This window comes from Myxococcus sp. AM009 (genome assembly GCF_013372605.1).
GTDB lineage: Bacteria > Myxococcota > Myxococcia > Myxococcales > Myxococcaceae > Myxococcus > Myxococcus vastator.
Genome location: NZ_JABXEP010000041.1, coordinates 40653 through 53683, shown reverse-complemented (window position 1 = coordinate 53683; position 13031 = coordinate 40653). Strand labels below are relative to the sequence as shown.

Here is a 13031-nt window from a genome sequence, read left to right as displayed (position 1 = left end):
CTGGTATAACCCGCTCAGGCGCCACTCCGCGCTCGACTACGAGTCACCCGCTGGTTACGAGAAGAAGCACCGCGCTGCCGCTTGAGGGCGAAAGCGCGGAACGCTCTGCGGAACCGGGGCAACTTCATGGCCATCGCCATGGACTCGGTCTGGGAGGAGACTGCCGAGGCGCTGGAGGCCACGGTGGACCCGCAGGCACTGCTGGCGACGGTGAGTGCCTCCGTCAGCATGTACCTGCTCCTGTGGTCGCTACCCGAGCCTGTGAGCAAGGGGTTGGCGGCCCTGTTGACCGCAACCGCCATCGCGTACCTGGGCGTGGACACTGTGTGGCGCATCCTGGACGGGTGGATGGTGTTGGTGCGCGAGGTGGACCGGGCCACCACCTTCGAACAGGTCAGCGAAGCGGGCGAGGCGTACGGTGAAGTCCTTGGCGAGAACGCAGCCCGCATCTTCGTGATGCTGGCCACTGCGGCTATCGGGAACACGGCGGGCTTGGCGGCGAAAGCATCAAGGCTGCCGGGCTCGGCACAGGCGGCGCTCGCGGTGGAGGCGCAGGCGGGCTACCCATACATGGCCATTGGAGGGGTGCAGTCGGTGGCGATGGTGGCCGAGGGCTTTACCGTCGCACTGGCACCCAATGTGGTCGCCATGACGGCCCGGAATCGGCGCGGCAGCCGCTCTGAAAACCACCACCTCGCGACCAACAAGAACAGCGTTTCCTCCGCGCGCGGAGGGCCTTGGACGCCGCGGTTTCGGGGAATCTTCAAGAAGGCCGGGATGGAGCTGAAGGACCCTGAGAACATCGTGCCGGTCGAGCGGCACAACGGTCCTCATCCACAGCGATACCACGAGCGGGTCTACGAAAGATTGAACGGCGCGACCGAGAACTGTCGCAAGGTGGAGGAGTGCCGTGCGGCCCTGACCAAAGCCCTTCAACAACTGGCCAGCGAGGTGGTCACGAAAGGAACAGAGCTCAACAGGCTCGTGACTCGCGGCAAGTAACGGTTAGAACCGCATCATGCCGAGTCGCTTCTTCAGGATTGCCGAGAACGTCCAGGCCGGTAACTGGTACCTGGGAGACGCCGAGGACTCGCGAGGCCAGGAAGTAGAAGACCCTTGGATGTTCAGGGCAGGGCGGCCTGTCCAGGTCGAAGGCCCCCTGGAAATCCCCATCGACGAGCCGGGCAGGGCGTTGGATTTCTCCCTGGCAGGCGTAGGCCTTGCGCCCATCGTCCACGTCAAGGTGGCCACGCTCTTCGTGGAGCTGGCACCCGACGACGTGCAGACCATCCCCGTGGGCATCCAAGGCCACCCGGACCAATACCTTATCCTGGTGGCGACGAAGCTCATCCGGTGCATCGATGAAAAGGCTTCCAAGGTGCAGTTCTGGAAGCCGGAGGACGGACTGCCCGCGAAAGTCGGTCAGTACTACGCGGTGGACGACTTGCGCATCGACCCCAGCAAGGCAGGCGAAGCCAAGGTGTTCCGCACGGAAGGCTGGACCCAGGCACTCATCGTCTCCGAGGACATCAAGCAGGCGCTGGAGCGGATGGGCGCCACCGGCGTGAAGTTCACGAGGGTGTAGCCCGGACACGAAAAAGCCCGGGTCACCGTGAAGGTGTCCCGGGCCTGGGGCCACAGCCTGTGCCGTGCGAACTACAGCGCGGCGATGATGGCTTCGGTGAACTCGCGGGTGGTGGCCTTGCCACCGAGGTCGCCGGTGCGGACCTCGCCCGAGCTGTACACCTTCCAGATGGCGTTCTCCATGCTGCGCGCCGCCTCGGCCATGTCCAGGTAGTCCAGCATCATCACCGCGGACATCATCAGCGCGGTGGGGTTCGCGATGCCCTTGCCCGCGATGTCCGGAGCGGTGCCGTGCACGGCCTCGAAGACGGCGGTGCGCTCGCCGATGTTGGCGCCCGGCACCACGCCCAGGCCACCCACCAGGCCCGCGCACAAGTCACTGAGCACGTCGCCGTAGAAGTTCTCCGCCACCAGCACGTCGAAGCGCGTCGGGTCCTTCACCAACTGCATGCAGAGGTTGTCGATGATGACCTCCTCGTAGGTGACGTCCGGGAACTCACGGCCCACCTTGCGGCAGCAGTCCAGGAAGAGACCGTCCGACAACTTCATGATGTTCGCCTTGTGCACGGCGGTGACCTTCTTGCGGCCGTGCTTGCGGGCGTGCTCGAAGGCGAAGCGCGCAATGCGCGTGGAGGCCTTCTCGGTGATGATCTTCAACGACTCCACCACGCCCGGGACGATGATGTGCTCCAGGCCGGCGTAGAGGCTCTCCGTGTTCTCACGCACCACGACCAGGTCCACGTTCTCGTAGCGCGTCTTCACGTTCGGCACGCTCTTCACCGGCCGCAGCGACGAGTACAGGTCCAGCCGCTTGCGCAGGCCCACGTTGGCCGACGGGAGGCCACCACCCACCACCGTCCCCGTGGGGCCCTTGAGCGCGATGCCGCTGCGCAGCACCGCCTCCACTGTCTCGTGAGGCAGGTTGGTGCCGTACTTGGCCACCACCTCCGTGCCTGCATCCTTGTACTCGAAGTCGAGGGGGACCTTGAGCGCCTCGAGGACGCGAACGGTGGCCGCCATGACTTCGGGGCCAATGCCATCGCCGTTGATGATCGTGACAGTGCGGGTGTTCGCCATGGGTGCGGATTCACAGCACAATTTCCCTGGCGTCGAAAGAACGAAAACGCCCGGGATTCAGCCGGAGGCATGGCGGCCATGAGGAGGGGACACCCTTGGCGGGCCACCCGGCCAGCTTCCGTGCGGGAGGGCCTCCGCTCCAAGTGTCAGTGCTCGGACGTGGAGGACGGGCGCGGGCGCCGGGTGGGCTTGCGCCGGGTGTGGATGGCGTAGGGCCGGTAGAAGGACTCCCACAGCGCCGCACGGCGTCCCCGAGGCCGGGTCCGCAGCTCGCCCAGGGGGGCCCGGATGAAGAAGGACGACAGGAACAGGTACGTCGCCGTCAGGGTGAGCATCAGCAGGAGGGCCGTCACCGCCTCGCCAGGTATCCAGGCCACCCCGGCCCGGGCCAGGAACTCGTCGAGGTCCACCGGCGGCTTCGGGTGGCTGTAGACCTTCACGAACCACGTCACCATCAGGACCATCAGGATGGGGCCGTAGGCGCGGTTGAGCCGCGTGGAGATGGCGGAGAAGAGGGACAGCTGGATTTGGGGCCGCTCCAGCTCCAGGGCCAGCTCGCGCAGGGCGTCCGGGTCCACCGGCTCGCGCCGGAGCATGGGGGCCCACCAGCCGTCCTCCAGCAGGCGCACCCGGCGGTTCCACAAGTCGTAGTAGCGGTAGCGCCGCGCCTCGATGAGGAGGAACGACACCACCATCCAGATGCCCACCAGGAAGGTGACGTGTGAGCTCTGCGTCGACGCGAAGCCGAAGGAGATGACCGCCGCCGTCGTCGTGAGCGCCCAGTTGGTGGTGGTGTCCAGGCGCGTGCGCCAGGTATCGGAGCGGCTCAGCTCCCCCCGGAACAGCTGGGCCATGGCCTGCTGGGACAGCCAGGGCGACTCCAGCACGTCGTTCTTGTCACGTTCACGCACGGGCATCCTCCCCCGGAAGGTGGGCTGGGTAGTGGGCGTTTGCAACGCAGGTGCGGCGTTGAGGGCAGGCAGGCGGGCGGGCCCACGGGTGGCCACGGCGGGCGAGCGTGAGCAGCTTGCTGACTTGAACGTGCCCGACGTGAATCCCATCCAGGCCCTGTCCAACCTCCTCCAGGAGGAACGCGAGCGCCTGGCCCGCCTGTGGGCCAAGCGCCTGCGCGCCGAGACGTACGACGTGGAGGTCCCTGGACGGGACTTGCGCGCCCCGCTGCGCCGGCTGCTGGACGAGCTGGCTCGCCTGCTCAGGGACCGACCCGACGACGCCGTCCGCCTCTGGCCGGAGGTGGTCCGTCCGCATGGCGCCTTCCGCTACAGCCAGAACTTCGACCCCGAGGACCTGACGCGCGAGTTCAAGTCCCTGGAAGAGGTGATGCTGCGCGTCTACGCGCGCCGCAACGGGGGCTTCATCGAACCGGATGTCGCGGTGCTCATGGCGGAGCTGGTGTGGGAGGCGGACGCCGCGGCCCAGGCGTCCTACGCGCGCATCCTGAAGACAGAGGAGGTGCGCTTCCGCGAAGCGGCGGTGATGGAGTCGGTGCTCAACCAGGTGGACGTGGGCATCATGCTGGCGGAGGTGGACGGCACCGTCTCCTTCGCCACGCCGCCGGTCAGCCGCCTCATGGGCGTGCCCATGCGCGCGGTGGTGGGCGCGCGCGCGGCGAGCACCATCAACCCCGTGCTGACGCAGGTGAACGCGCGCCACCTCACGGGCGAGCCCTTCAAGCTGGCCGACATGCCCTTCCTGCGGGCCCTCAAGGAGAAGGGGCCGGTGCGCGGGGTGATGATGGTGGTGGAGCGCCCCGGCGGCGACACCGCCACGCTGGAGCTGAGCGCCACGCCCGTCTGGGAGGAGGAGGGCGAGCTGGCCGGCGCCATCCAGACCTTCACCGACCGCACGGAGGCGGTGAACAAGACGAAGGCGCTCCAGAGCGCGCACGGGGAGCTGCGCAGGCTTCAGGGACGCCTGCTCCAGCGCACCCGTCAGCAGGCGCTGGGACAGCTCGCCAGCGGCGCGGCGCACGCGCTCAACAACTTCCTCAACGTGCTGCGGCTGCGAATCACGCTGCTGCAACGCGAGTTCAAGCCCGAGCACCTGGAGGCGCTCGACAAGACGGTGCAGCAGATTGGCGAGCTGGTGGCCCGGCTCCAGGAGTTCAACATCCAGCGCACCCAGGAGCAGCCCTCCGACGTCCCGGTGGACCAGACGGTGCGCGAGGCGCTGGAGCTTGCGCGCGGCGAGCTGGAGCAGCGCGAGCACCCGGTGTACGTGGACCTGGACCTGGGCGACGCCGGCAACGTGCGCGCGGACACGGGTTTCTTCCGCGAGCTGGTGGTGAACCTGCTGCTCGTCTCGCGAGACCGGATGGAGGCCGGCGGCCGGCTGCACGTCTCCACCCGCACGGACGGGGCCGCGTGGCTGACGCTGCGCATCGAGGACGAGGGCACGCCCTACGCGCCCGATGAGCTGGCGCGGCTGTTCGACCCGCTGCGCCGGGACGCGGGCGCGCCGCAGCTGTCCCTGTTCCTGGCGGTGGCGCGGGCTCAGGTGGAGCGCTGGGGAGGCGAGCTGACGGCGGAGGTGCCGGCTTCCGGCACGGGCACGGCCTTCGTCGTGCGTCTGCCCCGCGTGCATGCTGGCGCCGTGTCCGCCGCGCCACGTCCGGAGCCGTCGCGCACGGAGGTGATGCGGCCGGCGGCGCCCCGGCGCTTCCAGCAGACGCGCAGCGTGCTGGTGGTGGACGACGACCTCGACAACGCGCGGATGATGGCGGAGGTGCTGAGCGAGGAAGGCTACGAGGTGCAGGTGGCTCACAGCCCGGCGGTGGCGCTGGGGATGTGGGACCGGCGCCGCTATGACGCCGCGCTGCTGGACGCGGTGATGCCGGAGATGAGCGGCTGGGAGCTGGCGCGCGAGCTGCGCAAGAAGTCCCCCCAGGCGCTGCTGGCCATCGTCACCGGCATGGACGTGCGCGGACAGAACCGCTCCAACCTCGCCCTGGTGGACGCCGTGTTCCGCAAGCCCATCGACGTGGGCGCGCTGGATGACTTCCTGGGGCAGTCCGACACCGGCGCCCCGGAGAACAACAGTCCGGGTGCCGCGCCACCCGCCTGAGCGCGGCGGCAGGTCGCTGGGGCGCCTCACGCGCGCCGGTAGCCCGCGGCGTTACACTTTTCACTCAAAGTGTTGCGGCGCGAGTCACACCGCGAAGCCCGCTCCGGTGGGAGTCTCCGGCGCCCGAGGGGAGCAGGTGTTCCCTCATTGCAATCTCCTTGTCTGACTAGAACCGTGAGTGTGGCTCGTCGCTTGCTCCAGGTCCGCCCGCCCGCCGGTGCCCGCGGTCCTGCTTCGGGCGTCCACCCCCCGGCGGTTGCCACTCCCCACGAGGTTCTGCGTGAGAATCAAGCTGAGAGGCCTGTTGCTGGCCGGACTGATGCTGGCCGGCGGCGGTGCCATGGCGGAAGAGAGCGCGGTCTGTGAAGGCCGCACGTCACAACCTCCCCTGCAGCGGGATGCCCAGGGGCGCGTGAAGGTGGGCGAGGACGTCGTCGCCACGTTCAAGTCGCGTCAGCCCAAGGCGCGGCCGGAGGGCGTTCGCGCCCAGGCCGAGCTGGCCTGGACGGACCGCGTCAGCAGTCCGGGCGCCACGTACATCGCGCCGCACTTCAGCCAGTTCGCGCTCGCGCCGGGGGACTACGTCATCGTCCGCGCGCCGGACGGCTCGCGCGAGTACCGCTACGACGGCTTCGGCAAGGGCGAGGGCGACGCGCCGGTGCGGGGCGGCTTCTGGAGCGGTCACATCTCCGGTGACGTCGCCATCGTCGAGCTGTGGAGCGTGGGCGGCCAGGCGAAGTCTGGCTACACCATCGACCGGTTCGCGCGCGGCTTCGCCAACCTGGCGGCGCTGGGTGAGGACCTGGACAACGAGGCGCTCTGCGGTCCGGACGACTCGCGCAACGCGCGCTGCTACCAGACGTCGGACCCGCGTCAGTACAAGCACTCGCGCGCGGTGGCTCGGCTGCTCATCAACGGCAGCGGTGCCTGCACGGGCTGGCTCGTGGGCAACCAGGGCCACGTGATGACCAACGAGCACTGCATCGCCAACACCTCGGACGCGCTCAACACCGACTTCGAGTTCATGGCCGAGGGCGGCGCATGTACCTCCGCCTGCAACAGCTGGTTCGGCTGTCCGGGCACGGTGGTGGCGACGAGCTCCACGCTCATCGCGGTGAACGCCCCCCGGGACTACGCACTGGTGCGGCTGCCCACCAACCCCACGGCCACCTACGGCTACCTCCAGCTGCGCAACACCACCGCGGTGGTGGATGAGCGCATCTACATTCCCCAGCACCCCGCCGCGTGGGGCAAGCACATCGCCCGCAACTCCACGCACGCGTCGGACGCCTCGGGCTTCGCGGAGATCTTCGCCCTCAACCGGCCCGCGTGCTCGCCGGGTGGCCCGCTGGACATCGGCTACTACGCGGACACCCAGGGCGGCTCGTCGGGCTCGCCCGTCATCGCCAACTCCGACCACCGCGTCGTCGCGCTGCACCACTGCGCCAACTGCCCCAACCGCGGCGTGCCCATCACCTCCATCATCTCCCACCTGGGCGCGCTGCTGCCGCAGTGCGCGCTGCGCAGCGCCACCTGCCCGGACCCGTATGACGTCTGGATGCGCGACACCTGGTCCGACACCGGCCTGGAGCCGGACCCCGCCACCGCGGGCCAGGACATGTGGGCCAGCCCGTACATCTGGATTCGGCGCAACCCGGACGGCGCGCTGCCCGCCAATCACCACGCCCACCAGAACCCCGAGCTGGGCGCGACGAACTACGCCTACGTGAAGCTGCACGGCGGACCCCGCCCGGGCGCCTCGGGGCGCCTCAAGCTGTACTACGCCAACGCCTCCACCGGCCTGTCCTGGCCCGCGGACTGGACGCAGTTTGGTGACGTGCCCGTCAACGGCTTCACGCCGGACACGCACGTCGTCCAGGCGCCGTGGAGCGGCCTGCCCGGCGAGGGGCACTACTGCCTGGTGGCGCGCTGGGAGTCCGCGTTCGACCCGATGTCGTTCACCGAGACGACGGACATCAACTACAACGTCCGTCAGAACAACAACATCATCTGGCGCAACGTGAACATCGTGGACCTGGAGTCCGGCAGCGAGGAGATTCACTTCATCGTGCGCAACGTGCACCAGCGGGTCCGGGCGCTGCGGCTCGCGGTGCGGGTGCCGGAGGCGGACCGGGATCGGCCCTTCCCGGTGCATGGCGGCCGTGTCGTCGTGCGTCTGCCGGAGGCGCTGTTCCAGCGCTGGATGGAGGCGGGCGGCCAGGCCGAAGGCCTGAAGATGGTCCGCGAGGGCGAGTTCGAGGTCGTGTCTCCGGAGGGGGGCGTGTTCCACAACCTGCCGCTGGGCTTCCGCGAGGAGCACCAGGTCCAGATGCGCTTCGAGCGGAACGACGCCGCCACGCCGGAGCCCTACCACCTGGAGGTCGTGCAGTTCGACCAGGACAAGCCTGACGGCGAGAGCCTGGGCGGCATCGGCTACGACATCTTCGCCCACGGCGAGCCGAAGCCGAAGGAGTAGCCGTCGCCTTGCCTGACACAGCCTCGCTCGCGTGCCGTCCTGGCGCGGGCGAGGCCGTGGTTGCCTGTCCCTCCCTTGTGGCGCGGGGCGGTGGTGTCCACTTGTGAGGGAGGAGGAGACACCACCATGTCACGCAAGACGATGGACTGCAGGAAGGCGCCCAGTGACATCCACTGCACGCTGACGATTTCGGGCGAGGAGGACGAGGTATTCCAGGCGGCCGTCGCGCACGCCGTCTCCGTGCATGGCCACGAGGACTCGGCCGAGCTGCGCGAGATGATTCGCGGCCTGCTCGAGGACGAGGTGTCCGCGGCGAGCATGGGTCGGCCCATGTCGACGCAGGAGCCACAGCAGCCAAGCAGGCACTGAGGGGCGGGGGCTGTCAGCGCGTGGGGTTTGCCACTGGGGCGGGTGACGCCTCCACGGGGCCGCGCGCTGTCAGCAGTTGGGCTGGCCACGGGAGGGCACTAGATTCCCGCCAGTGAGTGCCCCCCTGGAGCTGGAGCGCGTCCGCCGCAAGGTGGAGGCGGGTGAGATTCTGAGCGACGCGGAGCTGGCCTTGCTCCGCGCCGAGGCGCAGCGTGGCGTCGGCTCCGCCCTGCGGTTGGCCCTGGCGCACGCCCTCATCAACGCGGGCGCTGAGCGTGAGGCGCTGCCCCTGCTGGAGACCCTGCGGCGGGACTTCCCTCGCGACCTGCCCGTGCGGCTGGGACTGGCGCGGGCCCTGCTCGGGCTGGAGCGCCACGGCGACGCGGAGCGGCTGCTGACCGAAGTCCTGCCCCAGTCTCCGGGAGACCCCGAGGTGCTCAAGGTGCTCGCGGTGCTGGGACTGCGGCGCGGTGAAGCGGACAAGGCGCGCGCCTACGTCGCGGACGCGCTGGCCCGCGACCCCTTCGACGCCGAGGCCCGGCTGCTGAAGGAGGAGCTGGCGTCCGTGGACCTGCCACCTCCGCCCGCTCCCCAGGAGCAGGTGCTGCGCCCGGAGTTCACCGCCGCGCTCACCGCCGCGCTGGGCCGCGCCCGGGTGACGTTCCGGCGGCAGGGGAAGGACCTGCTCGTGAAGCTCGCCACGGGCGGCGTCGGGCGCGTGGACGTGGGCTCGCTGTACGCCGCCTACCAGGAGTCCCCGGGCACGCAGGGGCTCACCGTCTACGCGGAGGCGCTGGCGGCGCGGCTCGGCGGGTTGTCCTCGGGGCTGAGCGCGGAGGTCGCGGCGTTGGAAGCGCGGCTGCGCCCGGTGCTGCGCCCAGCGGACTTCGCGGCGCGCGCCGTGGGCGCCTTGCACCGGCCCGGCCCCGCGGGCCTGGAGGTCTTCTACGTGCTGGAGGACGCGGAGTTCGTGCGCTACCTGCCCGAAGCCGCCCTGGCCCCCGCGGGACTCACGCCGGAGTCGGCGGACGCGGCGGCCTGGCGCAACCTCGCCGCGCGGCTGGCCCCCGTGCGGCCCGTGCTCGTCGACCAGGGGGAGGTCCGGCTGGCGGAGGCCTTCTCCGGGCTCTGGGCCGTGGCGGAGGGGGATGGCCACGACGCCGCGCGGCTTCTCCTTCCTTCGCAGCGCAAGGCGCTGGCGCTGTTCGCGGGGGAGGGCCCTCTTCGAGGGGTCCTCGGACGGCGGGAATTGGCGCTGGTCTGCCGTGAGTCGGATGCCGCCGCGTGTGAGGCGCTGGCGCGGCTCGTGCCCTCGCCGGATGGCATCCCGGGCACCTTCCGCCTGACGGAGGCGGGCCTGTCCTCGGTGTGAGCCGGTCTCAGCCCGCCGTGCCCGCGGGAAGCTGGTCCACGAACATCACCTCGCGGTAGCCCAGCGTGAGCAGCAGCGCCCGCAGCGAGCGCTCCGCCGACTCCCGCGCCCGCCGCTTGAGCCGCCCGTCCGCGCGGACCTCCTGCTCGAAGGCGACGCGGGCCTTCTCCAGCAGCAGCGCCGTCTGCTCGCTGTCCAGGTTGGAGTCGATGACCTCCGTCTCCCCCGGGCGCAGCTCCACCTTCACCTCCATGGGCGGCAGCACCACGTAGACGCGCGTGCCCGTCACCTGGAGGTGGGAGCGGTCGAAGCGCTGGAAGTCGAAGCCCAGGTGCGCGTTCGCGAAGACGATGGCGCGGCCACGCGGATTCTGGAGCGCGTGACGCGCCCAGTTCAGCACGTCCTTCCAGAGCGCGTCCGTGGCCTGGGGCTCCGGCGTGAAGGTCACCTTCTTGTAGAGCGCGACCTCCAGCGTCTCCAGCCGGGCCACGTCCCGCATCTGCTGCACGACGGAAGGCGTGTCCGGCAGCGACGGCGACGCGGGCTTCATCAACACCCAGGCGCCCAGCGCGCCGAGCGCTGCGCCCAGGACGACGGTGAGGACTCGCGAGAGGTGCGCCATGGGCCCCAGTGTACCTCCGCGGGCAGGCGCTTCCGGCGCGCTCATATCGAAGGCGCCAGCAGGACGACCGAGTAACCCACGGCCGTCCGTGCTCCAGGATTCTCGTACGAGTGCTTCTGGTCTCCCCGAAAGACGACCACGTCCCCGGGCTGGAGGTGGAAGCGCTCCCCGCTGGCCACGAGCACCAGCTCCCCCGTCTCACACGTCAGGTACTCCCGGGTGCCGGGGGTGTGGGGGACGCCGGTGACGCGCACCTGCGGCGGCAGCTCCACGCGGTCGAACTCCATGCCGGGCAGCGGGTCCGGCAACAGCTTGCGCATCATGCCGCCACCGCGCGTCCGGACGGGCAGGGTGGCGCGCGGGTAGTGCCGGGCGCTGGCGCGGGGCTTGGCGATGAGCTCCTCCAGCGACACCTGGAGCGCGGCGGCCACGCGGTGCAGCACGGACAGCGTGGGGTTGGCGGCCCCGGACTCCAGGTGGGCCCAGGTGGCGCGTGGCACGCCCGCCAGCCGCGACAGCTGCGCCTGTGTGGCGCCTCGCGTCTCGCGCAGGGAACGGATGTTGCGGGCCAGTCTGCCAGGCAGGTCATCGTCGTTCATGGATTGGCAATCTGCCAAGCCCTTGGCCCGCGCGCCAACAGAATGGCGAACGGCGTGTATCTCCCGTCGCAAGGAGGACGCACGAATGAATCGCATCGACAAGAGCATCCTGATTACGGGCGCGAGCCGGGGACTGGGGCTGGCGCTGATGAGCGGCTTCGCTCGCCGAGGCGCGCGGGTGGTGGGCGTGGCGCGTCACGCCGCGGAGATGGAGGCCGTCGCGGCGGCGCTGCGTGGGGAGGGGTTGGAGGCCCACGCGCTGGCCCACGACGTGGGGGACAAGGAGGCCATCTACCCGCTGGTGGGCGCGGCCACCGCGCTGGTGGGCCCGCTGGACGTGCTGGTCCACAACGCGAGCACGCTGGGCCCCACGCCGCTGCCGCTGCTGCTGGACACCGCCTGCGAGGACCTGCAGCGCGTACTGGAGGTCAACGTGGTGGGCCCCTTCCGTCTCACCAAGGCCGTGGCAGGGAACATGGCGGTGCGAGGCAAGGGGCTGGTCATGCACCTCACCTCGGACGCGGCGGTGTCCGCCTATCCGCGCTGGGGCGCGTATGGCGTGTCCAAGGCCGCGCTGGAGCACCTGGGCCGCGTCTGGGCCGCGGAGCTGGAGGGCACGGGCGTGCGCTTCGTCTCCGTGGACCCCGGGGAGATGGACACGCGGATGTACCGCGACGCGGTGCCGGATGGGGACTACTCGCGGTTGAGCCGCCCGGAGGCGGTGGCGGCCCGGCTCGTGGAGTGGGTGGCGCTGCGGTCGGAGTCCCTCCCCTCGGGAGCCCGCCTGGAGGCGGCGAAGCTGGAGGCCGCATGAAGCCCGCGCGTTGGCCCGCGGACCGCCCCGAGGAGGGGCGCCTGCTGCATGTGGAGCCGCGCGCCAGCCGCTACCGCGACGCCCACGTGGTGGACCTCCCGTCGTTGCTGCGCGCCGGGGACCTGCTGGTGGTGAACGACGCCGCCACGCTGCCCGCGTCCCTGGCGGGGCGCACGGAGTCCGGAGAGCGAATCGAGCTGCGCCTGTTGTCGCGCGAGCCGGACGGCACCTGGACAGGCGTGCTCTTCGGCGCGGGGGACTGGCGGCGGCGCACGGAGGACCGGCCACCGCCGCCGGTGCTGGCCGTGGGCGCGGGGCTCGTGGTGGGAGGCCTGAAGGCGCGGGTGGTGGCGGTGCTGCCACCGTCTCCCCGGTTGCTGCGCGTGGCCTTCGACGTGACGGGGGCGGCGCTCTGGTCCGGCCTCTACCGGAGCGGGCGGCCGGTGCAGTACGCGTACACGGAGGCGTCGCTGTCGCTGTGGCATGTGCAGACGGCCTATGGCGCGCGGCCCTGGTCCGTGGAGGCGCCCTCCGCGGGGCTGCCCCTCACCTGGAGCGTGCTGCTGACGCTGCGGAGGCAGGGCGTGCGGCTGGCCTCGCTCACCCACGCGGCGGGGCTGTCCTCCACGGGGGACGCGGCGCTGGACGCGGCGCTTCCCCGGCCCGAACGCTCCGACATCCCCGCCGCCACGGTGGAGGCCGTCCTGCACACGCGAGCCTCGGGGGGACGGGTGGTGGCGGTGGGCACCACCGTGGTGCGAGCCCTGGAGGGCCGCGCGGCGCGGCACGGCGGCTGGCTGGTGGCGGGGGAGGAGGTGACGGACCTGCTGCTGGGGCCGGGCTTCGTCCCGCGGCTGGTGCACGGGTTGCTCACCGGCGTGCATGAGCCGGGCAGCAGCCACCATGCGTTGCTCCAGGCCTTCGCGCCGCTGCCGCTGCTCCAGGAGGTGGCCGCGCACGCGGAGGCGCGCGGCTACCTGGGGCACGAGTTCGGAGACTCGTGCCTGCTCCTGGATGCGTGAGGCCGCGAAGGC

The 13031-nt window shown here is 70.6% G+C and carries 11 protein-coding genes and 1 pseudogene; 8 read left to right on the top strand and 4 right to left on the bottom strand.

What is annotated here, in order from left to right; genetic code table 11:
* Positions 1 to 126: 126 nt before the first annotated feature.
* Both HV824_RS13065 and HV824_RS13060 read left to right on the top strand, forming a co-directional pair.
* A pseudogene (locus tag HV824_RS13065) lies at positions 127 to 1002 on the top strand (AHH domain-containing protein); the annotation flags it as partial.
* A 16-nt stretch (positions 1003 to 1018) separates the two neighbouring features.
* Positions 1019 to 1585, top strand: coding sequence for a DUF1629 domain-containing protein (locus tag HV824_RS13060; RefSeq protein WP_176423406.1), 567 nt, complete (start codon positions 1019 to 1021; stop codon positions 1583 to 1585).
* 71 nt (positions 1586 to 1656) lie between these two features.
* Here the strand turns inward: HV824_RS13060 and HV824_RS13055 are convergent, their stop codons facing one another.
* Positions 1657 to 2661 carry an isocitrate/isopropylmalate dehydrogenase family protein gene (locus tag HV824_RS13055; protein ID WP_176423405.1) on the bottom strand — a complete coding sequence of 335 codons (1005 nt, stop codon included), beginning with the start codon at positions 2659 to 2661 and terminating at the stop codon, positions 1657 to 1659.
* Positions 2662 to 2807: 146 nt separating this feature from the next.
* Positions 2808 to 3578, bottom strand: coding sequence for a DUF2270 domain-containing protein (locus HV824_RS13050; RefSeq protein WP_176408727.1), 771 nt, complete (start codon positions 3576 to 3578; stop codon positions 2808 to 2810).
* A gap of 13 nt (positions 3579 to 3591) precedes the next feature.
* On the opposite strand from HV824_RS13050, the gene HV824_RS13045 reads away from it, so the two are divergent.
* From HV824_RS13045 to HV824_RS13030, 4 genes are all read left to right on the top strand, one after another.
* Positions 3592 to 5745 (top strand): response regulator, encoded by a 2154-nt coding sequence (locus HV824_RS13045; RefSeq protein ID WP_176423409.1) that lies wholly within the window; start codon positions 3592 to 3594, stop codon positions 5743 to 5745.
* 280 nt (positions 5746 to 6025) lie between these two features.
* Complete coding sequence (locus HV824_RS13040; protein ID WP_368738054.1) at positions 6026 to 8221, top strand: serine protease; 2196 nt, start codon at positions 6026 to 6028, stop codon at positions 8219 to 8221.
* A gap of 126 nt (positions 8222 to 8347) precedes the next feature.
* Positions 8348 to 8590: a DUF1059 domain-containing protein gene (locus HV824_RS13035; RefSeq protein ID WP_176423404.1), complete on the top strand. Its 243-nt coding sequence runs from the start codon at positions 8348 to 8350 to the stop codon at positions 8588 to 8590.
* Between the two features lie 112 nt (positions 8591 to 8702).
* Positions 8703 to 9962: a tetratricopeptide repeat protein gene (locus HV824_RS13030; RefSeq protein ID WP_176423403.1), complete on the top strand. Its 1260-nt coding sequence runs from the start codon at positions 8703 to 8705 to the stop codon at positions 9960 to 9962.
* 7 nt (positions 9963 to 9969) lie between these two features.
* Here the strand turns inward: HV824_RS13030 and HV824_RS13025 are convergent, their stop codons facing one another.
* Both HV824_RS13025 and HV824_RS13020 read right to left on the bottom strand, forming a co-directional pair.
* Positions 9970 to 10584, bottom strand: a complete 615-nt coding sequence (locus HV824_RS13025; protein WP_255207999.1) for a DUF4230 domain-containing protein — start codon at positions 10582 to 10584, stop codon at positions 9970 to 9972.
* 41 nt (positions 10585 to 10625) lie between these two features.
* Positions 10626 to 11183: a helix-turn-helix domain-containing protein gene (locus HV824_RS13020; protein ID WP_176418956.1), complete on the bottom strand. Its 558-nt coding sequence runs from the start codon at positions 11181 to 11183 to the stop codon at positions 10626 to 10628.
* Positions 11184 to 11268: 85 nt separating this feature from the next.
* On the opposite strand from HV824_RS13020, the gene HV824_RS13015 reads away from it, so the two are divergent.
* Both HV824_RS13015 and HV824_RS13010 read left to right on the top strand, forming a co-directional pair.
* Positions 11269 to 11997, top strand: coding sequence for an SDR family oxidoreductase (locus HV824_RS13015; protein ID WP_176418955.1), 729 nt, complete (start codon positions 11269 to 11271; stop codon positions 11995 to 11997).
* Complete coding sequence (locus HV824_RS13010) at positions 11994 to 13019, top strand: S-adenosylmethionine:tRNA ribosyltransferase-isomerase (RefSeq protein ID WP_176418954.1); 1026 nt, start codon at positions 11994 to 11996, stop codon at positions 13017 to 13019. The genes HV824_RS13015 and HV824_RS13010 overlap by 4 nt, the downstream gene beginning before the upstream one ends.
* Positions 13020 to 13031: the final 12 nt, after the last annotated feature.

Bases quoted from the DNA above. Each gene is read 5' to 3' on its own strand.
- HV824_RS13060 (WP_176423406.1), top strand. From the start codon at position 1,019: ATGCCGAGTCGCTTCTTCAGGATTGCCGAGAACGTCCAGGCCGGTAAC.
- HV824_RS13055 (WP_176423405.1), bottom strand. From the start codon at position 2,661: ATGGCGAACACCCGCACTGTCACGATCATCAACGGCGATGGCATTGGC.
- HV824_RS13050 (WP_176408727.1), bottom strand. From the start codon at position 3,578: ATGCCCGTGCGTGAACGTGACAAGAACGACGTGCTGGAGTCGCCCTGG.
- HV824_RS13035 (WP_176423404.1), top strand. From the start codon at position 8,348: ATGTCACGCAAGACGATGGACTGCAGGAAGGCGCCCAGTGACATCCAC.
- HV824_RS13025 (WP_255207999.1), bottom strand. From the start codon at position 10,584: ATGGCGCACCTCTCGCGAGTCCTCACCGTCGTCCTGGGCGCAGCGCTC.
- HV824_RS13020 (WP_176418956.1), bottom strand. From the start codon at position 11,183: ATGAACGACGATGACCTGCCTGGCAGACTGGCCCGCAACATCCGTTCC.
- HV824_RS13015 (WP_176418955.1), top strand. From the start codon at position 11,269: ATGAATCGCATCGACAAGAGCATCCTGATTACGGGCGCGAGCCGGGGA.
- HV824_RS13010 (WP_176418954.1), top strand. From the start codon at position 11,994: ATGAAGCCCGCGCGTTGGCCCGCGGACCGCCCCGAGGAGGGGCGCCTG.